Raw genomic sequence first — 17,791 nt, forward strand, 5'->3', positions numbered from 1 at the left:
AAATTTTCTTACCGATGGAACCTTTTTGCCGTATGGGCATCTGGCGGCGGGCCGAGCGCGTTCGGCCCGCAAAAAAAGAGGATTATTTCAGCAGGGTTTCGATACGGTCGAACAGACGCTCGGGTTTGGTGATAGGCGCAAAACGCGTGACGCGCTGGCCGTCGGCGGTCAGCAGGAATTTGGTGAAGTTCCACTTGATGCGGCGACTGCCGAGAATGCCGGGCGCCAGGCGTTTCAGCTCATTGAACAGCGGGTGCGCGCCGGGGCCGTTGACCTCTATTTTGCTGAACAGCGGAAAGCTGACGCCGTAGTTGAGGCTGCAAAAGTTGGCGATCTCCAGCGGGCTGCCGGGTTCCTGAGAACCAAACTGGTTGCAGGGGAAGCCGAGCACCATCAACCCGCGTTCGCGATAGTATTGCCACAGATTTTCCAGCCCGCGGTATTGCGGGGTGAAGCCGCACTTGCTGGCGGTGTTGACCACCAGGTAAGCGCGCGCCGGGAAATCGCCCAGCGTTTTTTGCTCGCCCTGCAGCGTGACGCAGGGAATGGATAACAGAGAGTGAATCATGCCGGGGCTCCCAGTGCATTTCGGCGGGTGCTAAAGCGTTGCAATCAGTATAGATGAGCAGGTCGGGATGAATAAAGCCGGGGCAAGGCCCCGGCCTGTACGGCGTTAGAAACGGCTATCGACCGCATCCGCCAGCATCGCCAACAGCTGTTCGCTGTCGGACCAGCTCAGGCAAGGATCGGTGATCGACTGGCCATAGGTCAACGGCTGGCCGGCGACGATTTTCTGCGTGCCTTCCACCAGGAAGCTTTCGGCCATCACGCCGGTGATGGCGGCGGAGCCGGCGCGGATCTGCTGGCAGACGTTGTCGGCCACTTCCAACTGGCGGCGATGCATTTTCTGACAGTTGCCGTGGCTGAAGTCGATCACCAGGTGTTCCGGCAGATCGAACTCGCGCAGGCTGTCGCAGGCGGCGGCGATATCGCTGGCGTGGTAGTTCGGCGTCTTGCCGCCGCGCATGATGATATGGCCGTACGGGTTGCCGCTGGTCTGGTAGATGGTCATCTGACCATGTTTGTCCGGCGACAGGAACATGTGCCCGGCGCGCGCCGCGCGAATGGCGTCGATGGCGATGCGGGTGTTGCCGTCGGTGCCGTTTTTGAAGCCGACCGGGCAGGAGAGCGCCGAGGCCATTTCACGGTGGATCTGGCTTTCGGTGGTGCGCGCGCCGATGGCGCCCCAGCTGATCAGGTCGGCGATATATTGGCCGACCACCATGTCCAGGAATTCGGTGGCGGTCGGCAGGCCGAGCTGGTTCACTTCCAGCAGCAGGCGGCGCGCCATTTCGATGCCGCGGTTCACCTGGAAAGTGCCGTCCAGCGCCGGATCGGAGATCAGGCCTTTCCAGCCAACGACGGTGCGCGGTTTTTCGAAATAGGTGCGCATCACGATCTCCAGGCGGTCCTGGTAACGTTCGCGCAGGGCGTTCAGCCGGCCGGCGTAATCGACGGCGGCGTCGAGATCGTGAATGGAGCAGGGGCCGATCACCACCAGCAGGCGGCGATCTTCGCCGGTGAGGATTTTTTCAATGCGTTTGCGTGACGCTGTCACGTTATCGGCGACGGCAGCCGAGATCGGCAGCTTGTCTGCCAACGCTTGCGGCGTGACGAGGCTGTCGATGCGCGCGGTCCGCAGTTCATCTGTTTTGTGCATGTTGTTCCCTGGAAACTGTTCTTCTCTGCGGCAGGAGTGCCGGGAAGTGATGGCGATCACAATAACGCAAAAAGCGCTGAATTCAACCGTAGAGATTGCGTTCTGTTGATCAAAGCCGCGAAAAAAAGCACAAAAAATCAGCTGCTGCTGAAATAAACGGCAGGTGGCGGGGCGCGACGGCCCCGCGAGGGAAAGATCAGAACATGCGGCGGCTCATGCCGAGGATATCGAGGATTTTGGTGGAGATCTCTTCGACCGAATAGTTGGTGGTATTGAGGTAGCGGATTTGGTTTTTGCGGAACAGCGCCTCGACCTCGGCGATCTCCATGCGGCACTGGCGCAGTGAAGCGTAGCGGCTGTTTTCACGCCGTTCTTCGCGGATCGCCGCCAGGCGCTCTGGATCGATGGTCAGGCCGAATAATTTATGCTGAAACGGTTTCAGCGAGGCCGGCAGGTGCAAATTGTCCATATCGTCGGCGATAAACGGATAGTTGGCGGCGCGGATGCCGAACTGCATCGCCAGATAGAGGCTGGTGGGGGTTTTGCCGCAGCGCGACACACCGAGCAGGATCACCTGCGCCTGATCGAGGTTGCGCAGCGAAATGCCGTCGTCATGTGCCAGGGTATAGTCGATGGCGGCAATGCGCGCGTCGTACTTGCCGAGGTTGCTGGCGGTCAGGCCGTGGGTGCGGTTCGGCACCGGCGTCGGCTCCACCTCCAGCTCACCCTGCAGCGGGCCGACCAGCGCCTGCACGATATCCTGGCAGAAGCCCTGGCTCTGAACGATCACGTCGCGCACTTCCGGCGAGATGATGGAGTAAAACACCAGCGGGCGCACGCCAGTTTCATTATAGATATCATCGATTTGCTGGCGAACTGCGCGAGCGCGCGCCTCGGTTTCGACAAACGGCAGGGTGTACGTGGTCGCCGTGACCGGAAACTGCGACAGCACCGCGTGTCCCAGCACTTCGGCGGTGATCGCCGTACCATCAGAAATATAAAAAACGCTTCTTTCCACCCGAGGCTCCTTACCTGAAAACGGTGTTCCTGCTGTCATCACTGCCAATATCATGGGCCGCAGAGGATCCGTCGGTAAAGGGGCGAGGGAAAAAATTGTGACGGCAGGGCGGTAAACCGCCTTTCGGCGGCAGGTGAAAAAAAGCGCGCCCTGGCGGCGGTAAAAATCGCGGTGCAACGACGCTTTGCATCTGAAACGCAAATTTGCCGCTATTTTCAACAAAAACGGTAGCGTTTGCGCGGTCATTAAAACAGAAGTTTAAAAAGAGCGTAATTTGTTGAGAACTAAGCTTTTCGTGCGATTGGGAACGGTTCCCAGCCAAATCAGCCGGTTAGGACATTCTCTTAAAAACCACTTTCTTCAGTGGGTTGATCGATTCACCTTTCCATTTTCCCCAGATCAGTGTGCTAGTCTGATTCGGCTCCGTGTTAGCGGCGCCGTAAAGCAAGCGAATTAAATCCGTCTTTACCCTACTGATAGCAATAAGGATTGTCTCGATGTCCAACAATGGCCCAGACTTGCGTAATGTGCTTTGGTACAACCAGCTTGGCATGCACGACGTTGACCGTGTCGGCGGCAAAAACGCCTCCCTCGGTGAAATGATCACCAATCTTTCCGATTTGGGCGTGGCCGTGCCAAACGGTTTTGCCACCACCGCGCAGGCGTTTAACGATTTTCTCGAACAAAGCGGTGTTAACCAGCGCATCTATCAGTTACTGGATCAGACTGACGTTGACGACGTTGCACAGCTGGCCAAGGCCGGCGCCCAGATCCGCCAATGGGTGATCGACACGCCGTTCCACGCCGAGTTCGAGCGTGAAATTCATCAGGCTTACCAACAGCTCGCCGACGGCGAGCCTGAAGCCTCTTTTGCCGTGCGCTCCTCCGCCACGGCGGAAGATATGCCGGACGCGTCCTTTGCCGGCCAGCAGGAAACCTTCCTCAACGTGCAGGGCATCGACGCCGTGATGGTGGCGATCAAGCACGTGTTCGCGTCGCTGTTCAACGACCGCGCCATCTCTTATCGCGTACACCAGGGCTATGACCACCGCGGCGTGGCGCTGTCGGCAGGTGTGCAGCGCATGGTGCGTTCCGATCTGGCCTCCTCGGGCGTGATGTTCACCATCGACACCGAGTCCGGCTTTGATCAGGTGGTGTTCATCACCTCCGCTTTCGGTCTCGGTGAGATGGTGGTGCAGGGCGCGGTGAACCCGGATGAGTTCTACGTGCACAAACCGACGCTGCAGAACGGCAAGCCGGCGATCGTGCGCCGCAATCTGGGCTCGAAAAAGATCCGCATGGTGTACGCGCCGTCGCAGGATCACGGTAAGCAGGTGCGCATCGAAGACGTGCCGGAAGCGCAGCGCAGCCGTTTCTCGCTGACGGATGACGAGGTGCAGGCGCTGGCGCAGCAGGCGATCCTGATCGAAAAACATTACGGCCGCCCGATGGATATCGAGTGGGCGAAAGACGGCCATACCGGCAAGCTGCTGATCGTGCAGGCGCGCCCGGAAACCGTACGCTCCAACGAGCAGACCATGGAACGTTACCAGCTGAACGGCTCCAGCCCGGTGCTGGTGGAAGGCCGCGCCATCGGCCACCGTATCGGCGCCGGCCCGGTGAAAGTGATCCACGACATCAGCGAAATGGATCGTATCCAGCCGGGCGATGTGCTGGTGACCGACATGACCGACCCGGATTGGGAACCGATCATGAAGAAGGCCGCCGCGATCGTCACCAACCGCGGCGGGCGCACCTGTCACGCGGCTATCATCGCGCGCGAGCTGGGCATTCCGGCGGTGGTGGGCTGCGGCCACGCCACCGACGTGCTGAAAGACGGCCAGAAAGTTACCGTTTCCTGCGCGGAAGGCGACACCGGCTTCGTTTACAGCGATATGCTGGACTTCAGCGTGCAGAGCTCCGAAGTGACCGAACTGCCTGAGCTGCCGCTGAAGATCATGATGAACGTCGGCAACCCGGATCGCGCCTTCGACTTCGCGCGCCTGCCGAACGAAGGCGTGGGCCTGGCGCGGCTGGAATTTATCATCAACCGCATGATCGGCGTGCACCCGCGCGCGCTGCTGGAGTTCGATCAGCAAACGCCGGCGCTGCAAAACGAGATCCGCGCGTTGATGCAGGGTTACGATCATCCGGTCGAGTTCTACGTCGGCCGTCTGACTGAAGGCATCGCGACGCTGGGCGCCGCTTTCTGGCCGAAGCGCGTGATCGTGCGCCTGTCCGACTTTAAATCCAACGAGTACGCCAACCTGGTGGGCGGCGACAAGTATGAACCGCACGAAGAGAACCCGATGCTGGGCTTCCGCGGCGCCGGCCGCTACGTGGCCGACAGCTTCCGCGATTGTTTCGCGCTGGAGTGCGAGGCGGTGAAACGCGTGCGTAACGAAATGGGGCTGACCAACGTCGAAATCATGGTGCCGTTCGTGCGTACCGTGGCGCAGGCGGAAGCGGTGGTGGCCGAACTGGCGCGTCAGGGGCTGAAGCGCGGCGAAAACGGGCTGAAAGTGATCATGATGTGCGAGATCCCGTCCAATGCGCTGTTGGCGGATCAGTTCCTGGAGCACTTCGACGGCTTCTCCATCGGTTCCAACGACATGACACAGCTGGCGCTGGGGCTGGATCGCGACTCGGGCGTGGTGTCGGAGCTGTTCGACGAACGCAACGAGGCGGTGAAAGCGCTGCTGTCGATGGCGATTCAGGCGGCCAAGCGCCACGGCAAATACGTCGGCATCTGCGGCCAGGGGCCTTCCGACCACGAAGACTTCGCCGAGTGGCTGATGGAGCAGGGCATCGACAGCCTGTCGCTCAATCCGGACACCGTGGTGCAGACCTGGATCAATTTGTCGAAGAAGAAATAATGCCTCGGCACCGCTAAGGCATAAACGCCAGGCCGCAGTTTACGCTGCGGCCTTTTTATTTCTGAATGTAAATAACGGCGCGTAAAATAATCAACTTGGCGAAAAAAGAATAAAAAAAAGCCCACCGTAGGAGATGGGCAAAGACTACACACAGCAATTCACATGTATGGCATTACATTGTTCAGAAAGGTTGCTTTAAAATCAGTGATTTGAAGCAATAGATGGCCATAATACTAAATTTTTGAACGCCACTAGTCATTAAGAATCATCCTAATCAATAGCGGCATCATATTTTATTTGCGGGCGTTCTCTCTTTTTTCGGCGTGCAACAAAACAGGGATTTACATTGCACCTTTTATTCGTTGCGTCTTAATCAATATATAACGGCTTTATATTCGACAGGGATATTACCCGAATGAGGTAGGAATAATGCGTGGGCGAAAAATTCCGCCCGACGATGCGGGCGGAAGGGGGAATTAGCGTTTTTCCAGCTCTTCGATCACTTGCTCCGGCGCGGTGGTCGGCTCCGGCGCTTCATCCATCCAGGCGGTCAGCAGGCGATAAGACACCGCCAGGACCACCGGGCCGATGAACAGGCCAATCATGCCGAAGGCCAGCAAGCCGCCGATAACGCCTGACAGGATCAGCAGCAGCGGCAGATCGGCACCCATGCGGATCAACACCGGGCGCAGCACGTTATCCAGCGTGGCCACTACGCAGCTCCAGACCAACAGCACGGTGCCCCAGGTGGTGTCGCCGTGCCAGTACAGCCAAATGATGGCCGGCACCAGCACTAACAGCGGCCCCAATTGCGCCACGCAGCAGATGAAGATCAGCATCGTCAGCAGGGTGGCGGCCGGAATGCCGCTCACTGCCAGACCGATGCCGCCCAGCACCGACTGCACCAGCGCCGTCACCACTACGCCCAGCGCCACCGCACGGATCGCCTGGCCGCCCAGCAGCACCGCCGCATCGCCGCGCTCAGAACCAAGGCGCACCGCAAAGTGGCGGATGCCCAACGCCACCTGCTCGCCGCGCGCATAAAGCAAGGCGCTGAACAGCAGCATCAGCGCGCAGTGCAGCAGCAGACGGCCGATATGCGCCGCCTGCGCCACGAACCAGGTGGCGGTCTGGCCGAAGTAAGGTTGTACCTTCGCCAGCAGCGCGGCGCCGCCGGCGTTAACCAGCGTGTGGTAGCTGGTATAAAGCTTGTCGCCGATCATCGGTACGGATTGCAGCCAGGCGAGATCGGGAATATGCAGTTTGCCCGGCGAACTGGCCCAGGCGATCAGCGGCGCACTGTTATCCACCACGCTGCTGATCAGCAGGGAGATGGGCAGAATGAACAGCAAGATCAGCAGCAGGGTCATGACCAGCACCGCCAGCGAGCGGCGGCCCCACAGCAGCTTTTGCAGTTTGAGCAGCAGCGGCCAGGTGGCGATCACCACCATGCCCGCCCAGGCGAAGCCGAGAATAAACGGTTGGATCACCCAGAAACAGGCGACGATCATGATGGCGATAAACAGCACGCCGAAAATAATTCGCGGTAAGTCGTAACGCGATTGCGGGAGTGGCATCAGTGGCTTCTCATCCTGGTCAATTGAATCCCTGGCACCGGCGAATCGGGGTGCCTGTCGGTCGGTTTCTCACCGCCGGGCGGCCGCCTGTGGCGGCGCTCGCAGGGCGGTAATAATGTGAATGCCTTCACTAAACGAGTATGTTAGTTTTTAGTGTCACTAAAAAATAGGGTGGGTCTGAATTAAAGGCCCGATTCAGCGTACATCAGCGCATAAAAAATAGACGGACAGGGTCAAAAAAGCGAATGATCCCACAGATTTCTCAGGCGCCCGGCCTCGTTCAACGGGTGCTCGACTTTTTGGAAGCACTGAAGCAAAACGGATTCAACGGCGATACCGCCACCAGCTACGCCGACCGGCTGACGATGGCCACCGACAACAGCATCTATCAGCTGTTGCCCGATGCGGTGGTGTTTCCCCGTTCCACCGCCGATGTGGCGCTGATCGCCCGCCTGGCGGGTGAAGAACGCTTCAAAACGCTGACCTTCAGCCCGCGCGGCGGCGGCACCGGCACCAACGGCCAGTCGCTCAATACCGGCATCGTGGTCGATATGTCGCGCCATATGAACCGCATTCTGGAGATCAACGTCGAACAGGGGTGGGTAAAAGTCGAAGCCGGGGTGATCAAGGACCAGTTGAATCAATATCTGCGGCCGTTCGGCTACTTCTTCTCGCCGGAACTCTCCACCAGCAACCGCGCTACCCTGGGCGGCATGATCAATACCGACGCCTCCGGCCAGGGCTCGCTGGTGTACGGCAAAACCTCCGATCACGTATTGGGCCTGCGGGCGGTACTGCTGGGCGGCGAGATGATCGATACCCGTGCCATGCCGACGACGCTGGCGGAAACGATTGCTCTGGAAGAGACTGCCGAAGGGCGCATCTATCGCACGGTGCTGAACCGCTGCCGCGAGCAGCGCGCGCTGATCCTGGAAAAATTCCCCAAGCTCAACCGTTTCCTCACCGGCTACGACCTGCGCCATGTGCTGAGCGACGATCTGCAAACCTTCGATCTGACGCGCATTCTGACCGGTGCCGAAGGCACGCTGGCCTTTATCACCGAAGCGCGGCTGGACATCACGCCGCTGCCGCAGGTGCGTCGCCTGGTCAACGTAAAGTACGACTCCTTCGACTCGGCGCTGCGCAATGCGCCCTTTATGGTCGAAGCCAAGGCGCTGTCGGTGGAAACCATCGACTCCAAGGTGCTGAACCTGGCGCGTGAAGATATCGTTTGGCACTCGGTGAACGAGCTGATCGCCGACGTGCCGGACAAAGAGATGCTCGGGCTGAACATCGTCGAGTTCGCCGGTGACGATCGGGCGCTGATCGACGGCCAGATGGAGGCCCTGTGCCAACGGCTGGACGAATTGATCGCACAGCGGCAGGGCGGCGTGATCGGATACCAGATCTGCGGCGATTTGGCGGGCATCGAGCGCATTTACAACATGCGCAAGAAAGCGGTCGGGTTGCTGGGCAACGCCAAAGGGCGCGCCAAGCCGATTCCGTTCGCCGAGGACACCTGCGTGCCGCCGCAGCACCTGGCTGACTATATCGTCGAGTTCCGTCAACTGCTCGACGAGCACAACCTGAGCTATGGCATGTTCGGCCACGTCGACGCCGGGGTGCTGCACGTGCGCCCGGCGCTCGACATGTGCGACCCGCAGCAGGAAGTGCTGATGAAACAGATCTCCGATCGGGTGGTGGCGCTGACCGCCAAATACGGCGGCCTGCTGTGGGGCGAGCACGGCAAAGGCTTCCGTGCGGAATACAGCCCTGAATTCTTCGGGGAAACGCTGTTTGAGGAGCTGCGCCGCATCAAGGCGGCGTTCGATCCGGATAACCGCCTGAACCCGGGCAAGATCTGTGCGCCGCTGGCGGTGGATGCGCCGATGATGCAGGTGGATGCGGTCAAACGCGGCACTTTCGATCGCCAGATCCCGGTCGAGGTGCGCACCTCGTTCCGCGGCGCGCTGGAGTGTAACGGCAACGGCCTGTGTTTCAACTTCGACGTGCGCAGCCCGATGTGCCCGTCGATGAAGATCAGCGGCAACCGCATTCATTCGCCGAAAGGGCGGGCGACGCTGGTGCGCGAGTGGTTGCGTCTGTTGGCCGAGCAGGGCGTGGATCCGCTGGCGCTGGAGAAACAGCTGCCGCAGCAGCGCCTCAGCTTGCGCGGCGTGATCGAAAAGACCCGCAACAGCTGGCACGCCGGCAAAGGCGAGTATGACTTCTCGCAAGAAGTGAAAGAAGCGATGTCCGGCTGCCTGGCCTGCAAGGCCTGCTCCACCCAGTGCCCGATCAAGATTGACGTGCCGGGGTTCCGTTCGCGCTTCCTGCAGCTCTACCACACCCGCTATCTGCGCCCGGTGAGCGACTACATGGTCGCCGGCGTGGAGAGCTACACCCCGCTGATGGCCCGCGCGCCGAAGGTGTTCAACTTCTTCTTCCGCCAGCCGTGGCTGCGGGAGATGAGCCGCCACGCCATCGGCATGGTCGATCTGCCGCTGTTGTCCAGCCCGACGCTGCGTCAGCAGCTGTCCGGCCACCGCGCGACCACGTTGACGCTGGAGCAGTTGGAAGGGTTGAGCGCCGAGCAACGCGCAGAGCACGTGCTGATCGTTCAGGATCCGTTCACCAGCTATTACGACGCCAAAGTGGTGGCGGATTTCGTGCGGCTGGTGGAGAAGCTCGGCTATAAACCGGTGCTGCTGCCGTTCTCGCCGAACGGCAAGGCGCAGCATGTGAAAGGTTTCCTGACGCGTTTTGCCCGCACCGCACGCAAAACCGCCGATTTCCTCAACCGCGTGGCGCAGCTCGGCATGCCTATGGTGGGCGTCGATCCTGCGCTGGTGCTGTGCTACCGCGACGAATACCGCGAGATCCTCGGCGCCGAGCGCGGCGATTTCCAGGTGCAGCTGGTGCATGAATGGTTGCAACAGCGGATCGCGGATCGCGCCGAACAGCCGGCGACCGGCGAGCCCTGGTATCTGTTCGGCCACTGCACCGAAACTACCGCGCTGCCGGCCAGCGGCCAACAGTGGGCGGCGATCTTCGCCCGCTTCGGCGCCAAACTGGAGAACGTCAGCGTCGGCTGCTGCGGCATGGCGGGCACTTACGGCCACGAAGCCAAGAACCTGCAAAACTCGCTCGGCATTTATGAGCTATCATGGCATCCGACGCTGCAGCGTTTGCCGCGGCAGCGCTGCCTGGCGACCGGCTATTCGTGCCGCAGCCAGGTGAAACGCATCGAGGGCAATGGCGTGCGCCACCCATTACAGGCACTTCTGGAGATGATTGAGTGAAATTGTGGAAACGTGAAACATCGCTGGAGCAGCTGAACCGCGCCGGTGACGGCTGCATGGTCAGCCATGTGGGCATCGAGTTTACCCAGATGGGCGAGGATTTCCTCGAGGCCACCATGCCGGTCGATGGCCGTACCCGGCAGCCGTTCGGGCTGTTGCACGGCGGAGCGTCGGTGGTGCTGGCGGAATCGATGGGATCGATGGCCGGCTACCTGTGCAGCGAAGGCGAGCAGAAAGTGGTGGGGCTGGAGATCAACGCCAACCACCTGCGCGCGGTGTTCGATGGGCAGGTGCGCGGGGTGTGCCGTGCGTTGCACGTGGGCCGCCGCCATCAGGTGTGGCAGATAGAGATCTTCGACGCGCGCGACCGGCTGTGCTGCACCTCGCGTCTGACCACGGCGGTCATCGACTGATCCCCGTCGGCTTCCGCAGGCCAGCGGCCTGCGGAACGCATCGCTTTACAGTTGAAACGGCACGCGTTTGACGAAGTCCTTCTGAAACGCGTTCGCCTTCTCCCAGGTGCCTTCCATCGCATATTTTTGGCAGATCAGCGTCAGCGTGTGGCGTGCGAAGTGGTAGCTTTGCACCCGAAACAGCTGGCAGCGCTGCGGATTGTTGATCTCGACGATCAGCCGGTTGTGCAGCTTGCTGAGCGCGTGCAGGTAGCTGTCGTCGTCGCCGTTCTCCAGGCACAGATTGGCCATGGTCAGGCTGACGCTGTTGTATCGCTTCAGATGATCAATATTGCATTCCGGGCGTCGCAGCGCCGCTTCGGCCATATAAAAGTCCACCGTGGCGTCGCGCACGCTGAATTTGTATTCGTCAATCTTGCCCAGCAACCATGCGTTGATCGTAAGAGTCATTGGCTTCGCGCTCAAATTCAAATTGAATGATAATCATTATCATATAAACTGCCGCGTTGCCGATCAATCCCCGATACGGCGTTTTTTTGTTGTGCAGGGTGGCAATTGGCCCTCGGCGGCCCAACTTGATCCAGAGCGACTAAACTTTAATCAGCAGCCTCTCAGTCCGCACAGGGCGAGAAATGCCGATAAACGCACATTTACGACAGACAGAATGCAGAAATAGGTATTTTCTATGAATGTTTAGAACGGCAACGCACCGTGGCGCTGTAACGCTGACGGGCCACCGGGGAGTGCGGTACGGTGATGCAGGATAGATAACAAATTCATAGGGATAGCATGCACACCTTGCCGCCTGACGCCGCAAGCCGCCACGGATGTCCCGTTGGCTTGCCGCGCGCCGCAGCGAAAAACCGCGCTCGCGGCGGATACCCCCGCAAAACAAACGGTTGAAGTGATAATCGTTATCACTAACATATAAGCAACCCAGATTGGCTGTGGCTAAACACGAGTGTGAGGTAGACCCTATGCAAACGGAAAATGTCGGCACTTTTTCTCTGGATGAAAATGTCTGGCAAGGCATTTCGCTCAGCGACAGCGCCGTAAGACAAATAACGAAACTGATGCAGCAGGATCCGCAGGTGAAAGGGCTGCAGCTAGGGGTGAAACAATCCGGCTGCGCCGGCTTTGCCTATGTGCTGGATCTGACCCGCGACCCCGCCGATGACGATCTGCTGTTTGAGCGCGACGGCGCCAAACTGTATGTGCCGCTGAAGGCGATGCCGTTTATCGATGGCACCACGGTCGATTATGTCCGTGAAGGGCTGAACCAGATCTTCAAATTCAACAACCCTAAAGCTCAGCATGCCTGCGGGTGCGGCGAGAGTTTTGGCGTTTGAGCGATGCAATCAACATGACACGAAGCAATGTAGAAATGCCTAATGAAGTGCAGGCTTGGGTCAGCGAAGGTCGCTACAAAGAAGGCTTCTTCACCCAGCTGGCAACCGATGAGTTGGCCAAGGGCATCAACGAAGAGGTAGTGCGCGCCATCTCGGCCAAGCGCAACGAACCCGAGTGGATGCTGGAATTCCGCCTCGAGGCCTATCGCGCCTGGCTGCAGATGGAAGAACCGCACTGGCTGAAGGCCAATTACGATCGCCTGAACTACCAGGACTACAGTTACTATTCGGCGCCGTCCTGCGGCAGCTGCGACGACGCCTGCGGTTCGCAACCCGGCGCCGAGCAGCAAACGGGCGCGGCGACGGAAAAAGATTACCTGACCAGCGAAGTGGAGCTGGCGTTCAACCAGCTCGGCGTGCCGGTACGCGAGGGCAGCGAGGTGGCGGTGGACGCCATCTTCGACTCGGTCTCGGTCGCCACCACCTACCGTGAAAAACTGGCGGAGAGCGGGGTGATCTTCTGCTCGTTCGGCGAAGCGATCCAGGAGTACCCGGATCTGGTGCGCCAATACCTGGGGCGGGTGGTGCCGTCCAACGATAACTTCTTCGCCGCGCTGAACGCCGCGGTGGCTTCCGACGGCACCTTCGTCTACGTGCCGAAGGGCGTGCGTTGCCCGATGGAGCTGTCGACCTATTTCCGTATCAACGCCGCCAAAACCGGCCAGTTCGAGCGCACCATTCTGATCGCCGACGAAGGCAGTTACGTCAGCTACATCGAGGGCTGTTCTGCCCCGGTGCGCGATAGCTACCAGCTGCACGCGGCGGTGGTGGAAGTGATCTTGCATAAAGACGCCGAAGTGAAATACTCGACGGTGCAGAACTGGTTCTCCGGCGGCGAGAGCAAGGGCGGCATCCTCAACTTCGTCACCAAGCGCGCGCTGTGTGAAGGCGCCGGTTCGAAAATGTCCTGGACCCAGTCGGAAACCGGCTCGGCCATCACCTGGAAATACCCGAGCGTGATCCTGCAGGGCGACAACTCGATCGGCGAATTCTTCTCGGTGGCGCTGACCAGCGGCCATCAGCAGGCGGATACCGGCACCAAGATGATCCACATCGGCAAAAACACCAAGTCGACCATCATCGCCAAAGGCATCTCCGCCGGCCACAGCGAGAACACCTATCGCGGCCTGGTGAAAATCCTGCCGGGGGCGGAAAACGCCCGTAACTTTACCCAGTGCGACTCGATGCTGATCGGGCCGGACAGCGGTGCCCACACGTTCCCGTACGTCGAAGCGCGCAACAACAGCGCTCAGCTGGAGCACGAAGCCACCACCTCGAAGATCGGCGACGACCAGCTGTTCTACTGCCTGCAGCGCGGCATCAGCGAGGACGACGCCATTTCGATGATCGTCAACGGTTTCTGCAAGGACGTTTTCTCCGAGCTGCCGCTGGAGTTCGCCGTCGAGGCGCAGAAACTTTTGGCCATCAGCCTGGAACACAGCGTGGGCTAATCGCCGCATTTTTAGCGCCGTCGGCGCTATCTGAGGACACAGCATGTTAAGCATCAAGAATTTGAAAGTCAGCGTGGAAGGCAACGAGATCCTCAAGGGATTGGATCTGGAGATCAAACCGGGCGAAGTGCACGCCATCATGGGCCCGAACGGCTCGGGCAAGAGTACGCTGTCCGCCACGCTGGCCGGGCGTGAAGAGTACGAAGTGACTGAAGGGGAAGTCACCTTCAAGGGCAAGGACCTGCTGGAGCTGGATCCGGAAGATCGCGCCGGCGAAGGCGTGTTTCTGGCCTTCCAGTACCCGGTGGAGATCCCCGGCGTCAGCAACCACTTTTTCCTGCAAACGTCGGTCAACGCGGTGCGCAAATACCGCGAACAGGAGCCTCTGGATCGCTTTGACTTCGCCGATTTCATCGAAGAGAAGATCGCGCTGCTGGATATGCCGGCCGATCTGCTGACCCGTTCGGTCAACGTCGGTTTCTCGGGCGGCGAGAAAAAGCGCAACGATATTCTGCAGATGGCGGCGCTGGAGCCGGATCTGTGCATTCTCGATGAAACCGACTCCGGTCTGGACATCGACGCGCTGAAGATCGTCGCCAACGGCGTCAATTCGCTGCGTGACGGCAAGCGCGCCTTTATCATCGTCACCCACTACCAGCGTATTCTGGACTACATCAAACCGGATTACGTGCACGTGCTGTCGCAGGGGCGCATCGTCAAATCCGGCGATTTCTCGCTGGTGAAACAGTTGGAGGAGCAGGGCTATGGCTGGCTTACCGACCAACAGTAATTCAAACGCGCTGCAGCAGCTGTATCGCCTGTTCGAAGGGCGCGGCGGCGAGCGTTCACCGCATGCGCTGGCGCACTGGCAGCAGGCGCTGCGGCTCGGCTGGCCGACGCGCAAGCATGAGAACTGGAAATACACGCCGCTGGAAGGCCTGCTGGAGCAGCAATTCCTCGAGCCGCAGCCCGCGCCGGTAACCGCCGAGCAGGCCGATGCGTTGGCGCTTGGCATCGACGCCTGTCGGCTGGTGTTCATCGACGGCCGCTACAGTGCCGCGCTCAGCGATGGCGACCTGGGCGACTACCAGTTTGAGCTGACCGCCTACGGCACGCCGCAGGCGCTGCCGGAGCCGATCCAACCGGAGGTCTTCCTGCACCTGACCGAAAGCCTGGCGCAGGAAACCAGCCTGATCCGCCTGCCCGCCGGCAAAGCCCCCGCGCGGCCGCTGTACCTGCTGCATATCAGCAGCGGACGCGGCGGTGCCGGGGAAGTGAACACCGTGCATCATCGCCATCATCTGGAGATCGGGCGCGGGGCCGAGGCGGAAGTGATCGAACACTATGTCAGCCTGGGCGAAGCCGCGCACTTTACCGGCGCGCGCCTGACCGCCAACGTGGCGGACAACGCCGGGCTGTTGCACTGCAAGCTGGCGTTTGAGAGCCAGCCAAGCTACCACTTCGCCCATAACGATCTGGTCATCGGCCGCGACGCGCGAGTGAAAAGCGACAGCTTCCTGCTGGGCGCCGGCCTGACGCGCCACAACACCAGCGCGCAGCTGAACGGCGAGGGCGCCAATCTGGTGATCAATAGCCTGGTGCTGCCGGTGGGCAAAGAGATCTGCGATACCCGCACCTATCTGGAACACAACAAGGGCTATTGCGAAAGCCGTCAGCTGCATAAAACCGTGGTCAGCGATCGCGGCAAGGCGGTGTTCAACGGCATGATCAAAGTGGCCAAGCACGCGATCAAAACCGACGGCCAGATGACCAACCATAACCTGCTGCTGGGTAAGGTGGCGGAAGTGGATACCAAACCGCAGTTGGAGATCTACGCCGACGACGTCAAGTGCAGTCACGGTGCCACCGTGGGGCGCATCGATGAAGAGCAGCTGTTCTATCTGCAGTCGCGCGGCATCGACAAGCATGCGGCGCAGCAGATGATCATCTTCGCCTTCGCCGCCGAGCTGACCGAAGGTATTGCCAACGACATCATCCGGGAACGTGTGCTGGCGCGCATCGCCCAGCGCCTGCCGGGGGAGGCCGCATGAGTTATCCGATTGAACGCGTGCGCGGCGATTTCCCGCTGCTGGCGCGTGAGGTGAACGGCCAACCGCTGGCCTATCTCGACAGTGCCGCCAGCGCGCAGAAACCGCAGGCGGTGATCGACCGCGAGCTGGATTTCTATCGCCACGGCTATGCGGCGGTGCATCGCGGCATCCATACTCTGAGCGCCGAGGCGACTCAGCAGATGGAAGCGGTGCGGGAACAGGCGGCGCGCTTTATCAACGCCGCGTCGGCGGAAGAGATGGTGTTCGTTAAAGGCACCACCGAAGGCATCAACCTGGTGGCCAACAGCTTCGGCCGCCACCTGCTGCAGACGGGCGACGCTATCCTCATCACCGAGATGGAGCACCACGCCAACATCGTGCCGTGGCAGATGCTGGCGCAGGAACGCGGGCTGCAGCTGCGGGTTTGGCCGCTGCAGCCGGACGGCACGCTGGATCTGGCGCGGCTGCCGGAGCTGGTCGATGCATCCTGTAAACTGCTGGCGCTGACCGAGGTGTCCAACGTGCTGGGCACCGTCAACCCGGTGCGCGAGATCATCGCTCGCGCCAGAGCCCTGGCGCCGGATCTGACGGTATTGGTGGACGGCGCGCAGGCGGTGATGCACCAACGCGTCGATGTTCAGGCGCTGGACTGCGATTTCTACGTGTTTTCCGGCCACAAGCTGTATGGCCCTTCCGGCATCGGCATGCTGTATGGGCGCCAGGCGTTGTTGCAGCAGATGCCGCCGTGGGAAGGGGGCGGTTCGATGATCCGTCAGGTCAGCCTGACGGCAGGCACCACCTTCGCCGATCCGCCGTGGCGCTTCGAGGCCGGTTCGCCGAACACCGCCGGCATCATGGGACTGGGGGCGGCGTTCGATTACGTCGAGGCCTTGGGGCTGAATGCGATCCACGATTATGAACAGTCGCTGATGCACTACGCGCTTGAGGCGCTCAAGCAGGTGCCGACGCTGAAAATCTATGGCCCGGCTCATCGCGCCGGGGTGATCGCCTTCAATCTGGGAGAGCATCACGCCTATGATGTCGGCAGCTTCCTCGACCAGTACGGCATCGCCATCCGCACCGGCCACCATTGCGCCATGCCGCTGATGGCGTTTTATCAGGTGCCGAGCATGTGCCGCGCTTCGCTGGCGTTATATAATACCCGGGAAGAGGTGGACCGGCTGGTGGCCGGGCTGCAACGCATTCATCAGCTATTAGGCTAGGCCGGGGCGTGTCCCCGGCGGTACAAAAGGATCCCCATGGCGAATTTGCCGGACAAAGATAAATTGGTGCGTAATTTCTCCCGCTGCTTGAATTGGGAGGAGAAATACCTGTACGTGATTGAACTCGGCGCCAAATTGCCGCCGCTGGACGAGGCCGAGCGTCAGGCCGGCAACCTGATCTCCGGCTGTCAAAGTCAGGTATGGATCGTGATGCGCCGCGATGAGCAGGGGCAGGTCGAGTTTCATGGCGACAGCGACGCTGCGATCGTCAAAGGGCTGCTGGCGGTGGTGTTTATTCTCTATCGTCAATTGACGCCACAGCAGATAGTCTCTCTCGATGTGCGGCCGTTTTTCGCCGAGCTGGCGCTCAGCCAACATCTGACGCCTTCGCGCTCCCAGGGATTGGAAGCGATGATTCGTGCCATTCGCAGTAAAGCCGCGCAGCTGGCCTGAGCCTCAACCCCCCTCGACCTGGCAGACTCATTGATACCTTCGCTTTGTCAATGAGTCTTTACAATCCGCCGTTTCCCCCCAGACAGCACTCCCAATTCAGTGATATTTCAGCAGCTTATCCGTTGACGTTTCGTTGACAATCAGCGGTGGCGATTACGTTATAACGTGTTGATTTTTAGAGAACTTATTGCCTTTGATGCCAGCGTTGCTAGTATTAATCAGGTATTGTCTGATTTACCCGCCGCCGGGCGCTCGTTAGCCTTGGGGACGAACCGTCATAAAAAATATAGGGATGATA

The 17,791-nt window shown here is 60.1% G+C and carries 14 protein-coding genes and 1 other RNA gene; 9 read left to right on the forward strand and 6 right to left on the reverse strand.

The window, feature by feature from the left end; translation table 11 throughout:
- Nucleotides 1-82 precede the first annotated feature (82 nt).
- The 3 genes from ATE40_RS07705 to ppsR form a co-directional block, all read right to left on the reverse strand.
- Nucleotides 83-568, reverse strand: a complete 486-nt coding sequence (locus tag ATE40_RS07705) for a glutathione peroxidase (protein WP_019456010.1) — start codon at nt 566-568, stop codon at nt 83-85.
- A 105-nt stretch (nt 569-673) separates the two neighbouring features.
- Nucleotides 674-1,720, reverse strand: a complete 1,047-nt coding sequence (locus tag ATE40_RS07710) for a 3-deoxy-7-phosphoheptulonate synthase (protein WP_004931381.1) — start codon at nt 1,718-1,720, stop codon at nt 674-676.
- 196 nt (nt 1,721-1,916) lie between these two features.
- Nucleotides 1,917-2,777 (reverse strand): posphoenolpyruvate synthetase regulatory kinase/phosphorylase PpsR, encoded by an 861-nt coding sequence (gene ppsR, locus ATE40_RS07715; protein ID WP_049239973.1) that lies wholly within the window; start codon nt 2,775-2,777, stop codon nt 1,917-1,919.
- 458 nt (nt 2,778-3,235) lie between these two features.
- On the opposite strand from ppsR, the gene ppsA reads away from it, so the two are divergent.
- Nucleotides 3,236-5,614 carry a phosphoenolpyruvate synthase gene (gene ppsA, locus ATE40_RS07725; protein WP_063919355.1) on the forward strand — a complete coding sequence of 793 codons (2,379 nt, stop codon included), beginning with the start codon at nt 3,236-3,238 and terminating at the stop codon, nt 5,612-5,614.
- A gap of 109 nt (nt 5,615-5,723) precedes the next feature.
- On the opposite strand, the gene rprA is transcribed toward ppsA, so the two are convergent.
- Together rprA and ydiK are read right to left on the reverse strand one after the other, a co-directional pair.
- Nucleotides 5,724-5,833: antisense sRNA RprA (gene rprA, locus ATE40_RS07730), an RNA gene on the reverse strand.
- Nucleotides 5,834-6,090: 257 nt separating this feature from the next.
- Nucleotides 6,091-7,191, reverse strand: a complete 1,101-nt coding sequence (gene ydiK, locus ATE40_RS07735) for an AI-2E family transporter YdiK (RefSeq protein WP_019456007.1) — start codon at nt 7,189-7,191, stop codon at nt 6,091-6,093.
- A gap of 245 nt (nt 7,192-7,436) precedes the next feature.
- Here ydiK and ydiJ point away from each other — a divergent pair, with 245 nt between their 5' ends.
- Nucleotides 7,437-10,493: a D-2-hydroxyglutarate dehydrogenase YdiJ gene (gene ydiJ / locus ATE40_RS07740; protein ID WP_063919356.1), complete on the forward strand. Its 3,057-nt coding sequence runs from the start codon at nt 7,437-7,439 to the stop codon at nt 10,491-10,493.
- On the forward strand, nt 10,490-10,906 hold the full coding sequence (menI, locus tag ATE40_RS07745) for a 1,4-dihydroxy-2-naphthoyl-CoA hydrolase (RefSeq protein ID WP_019456005.1): 417 nt from the start codon (nt 10,490-10,492) through the stop codon (nt 10,904-10,906). The genes ydiJ and menI overlap by 4 nt, the downstream gene beginning before the upstream one ends.
- Nucleotides 10,907-10,951: 45 nt before the next feature.
- Here the strand turns inward: menI and ATE40_RS07750 are convergent, their stop codons facing one another.
- Entirely contained in the window at nt 10,952-11,356 is a 405-nt protein-coding gene (locus tag ATE40_RS07750; protein ID WP_019456004.1) for a hypothetical protein, read from the reverse strand.
- 527 nt (nt 11,357-11,883) lie between these two features.
- On the opposite strand from ATE40_RS07750, the gene sufA reads away from it, so the two are divergent.
- Genes sufA through sufE form a run of 6 tightly spaced genes read left to right on the forward strand, consistent with a single transcriptional unit; the run spans nt 11,884 to nt 17,493 of the window.
- Nucleotides 11,884-12,255 carry a Fe-S cluster assembly scaffold SufA gene (gene sufA, locus ATE40_RS07755; RefSeq protein ID WP_019456003.1) on the forward strand — a complete coding sequence of 124 codons (372 nt, stop codon included), beginning with the start codon at nt 11,884-11,886 and terminating at the stop codon, nt 12,253-12,255.
- A 14-nt stretch (nt 12,256-12,269) separates the two neighbouring features.
- A complete protein-coding gene (gene sufB, locus ATE40_RS07760; protein WP_025159702.1) occupies nt 12,270-13,766 on the forward strand; it encodes a Fe-S cluster assembly protein SufB in 1,497 nt (498 codons plus the stop codon).
- 43 nt (nt 13,767-13,809) lie between these two features.
- On the forward strand, nt 13,810-14,556 hold the full coding sequence (gene sufC / locus ATE40_RS07765) for a Fe-S cluster assembly ATPase SufC (RefSeq protein WP_004931365.1): 747 nt from the start codon (nt 13,810-13,812) through the stop codon (nt 14,554-14,556).
- Entirely contained in the window at nt 14,531-15,817 is a 1,287-nt protein-coding gene (sufD, locus tag ATE40_RS07770) for a Fe-S cluster assembly protein SufD (RefSeq protein ID WP_019456001.1), read from the forward strand. Before sufC ends, sufD begins: the two co-directional genes overlap by 26 nt.
- Nucleotides 15,814-17,040, forward strand: coding sequence for a cysteine desulfurase SufS (gene sufS, locus ATE40_RS07775; protein ID WP_063919357.1), 1,227 nt, complete (start codon nt 15,814-15,816; stop codon nt 17,038-17,040). The genes sufD and sufS overlap by 4 nt, the downstream gene beginning before the upstream one ends.
- A gap of 36 nt (nt 17,041-17,076) precedes the next feature.
- On the forward strand, nt 17,077-17,493 hold the full coding sequence (gene sufE / locus ATE40_RS07780) for a cysteine desulfuration protein SufE (RefSeq protein WP_019455999.1): 417 nt from the start codon (nt 17,077-17,079) through the stop codon (nt 17,491-17,493).
- Nucleotides 17,494-17,791 lie beyond the last annotated feature (298 nt).

It is taken from the genome of Serratia surfactantfaciens, assembly GCF_001642805.2.
Classification (GTDB): Bacteria; Pseudomonadota; Gammaproteobacteria; order Enterobacterales; family Enterobacteriaceae; genus Serratia; species Serratia surfactantfaciens.

Excerpts from the sequence above, each read along its gene's own strand:
- ATE40_RS07705 (WP_019456010.1), bottom strand. The coding sequence starts at position 568 with ATGATTCACTCTCTGTTATCCATTCCCTGCGTCACGCTGCAGGGCGAG.
- ATE40_RS07710 (WP_004931381.1), bottom strand. The coding sequence starts at position 1,720 with ATGCACAAAACAGATGAACTGCGGACCGCGCGCATCGACAGCCTCGTC.
- ppsR (WP_049239973.1), bottom strand. The coding sequence starts at position 2,777 with ATGACAGCAGGAACACCGTTTTCAGGTAAGGAGCCTCGGGTGGAAAGA.
- ppsA (WP_063919355.1), top strand. The coding sequence starts at position 3,236 with ATGTCCAACAATGGCCCAGACTTGCGTAATGTGCTTTGGTACAACCAG.
- ydiK (WP_019456007.1), bottom strand. The coding sequence starts at position 7,191 with ATGCCACTCCCGCAATCGCGTTACGACTTACCGCGAATTATTTTCGGC.
- ydiJ (WP_063919356.1), top strand. The coding sequence starts at position 7,437 with ATGATCCCACAGATTTCTCAGGCGCCCGGCCTCGTTCAACGGGTGCTC.
- ATE40_RS07750 (WP_019456004.1), bottom strand. The coding sequence starts at position 11,356 with ATGACTCTTACGATCAACGCATGGTTGCTGGGCAAGATTGACGAATAC.
- sufA (WP_019456003.1), top strand. The coding sequence starts at position 11,884 with ATGCAAACGGAAAATGTCGGCACTTTTTCTCTGGATGAAAATGTCTGG.
- sufB (WP_025159702.1), top strand. The coding sequence starts at position 12,270 with ATGACACGAAGCAATGTAGAAATGCCTAATGAAGTGCAGGCTTGGGTC.
- sufC (WP_004931365.1), top strand. The coding sequence starts at position 13,810 with ATGTTAAGCATCAAGAATTTGAAAGTCAGCGTGGAAGGCAACGAGATC.
- sufD (WP_019456001.1), top strand. The coding sequence starts at position 14,531 with ATGGCTGGCTTACCGACCAACAGTAATTCAAACGCGCTGCAGCAGCTG.
- sufS (WP_063919357.1), top strand. The coding sequence starts at position 15,814 with ATGAGTTATCCGATTGAACGCGTGCGCGGCGATTTCCCGCTGCTGGCG.
- sufE (WP_019455999.1), top strand. The coding sequence starts at position 17,077 with ATGGCGAATTTGCCGGACAAAGATAAATTGGTGCGTAATTTCTCCCGC.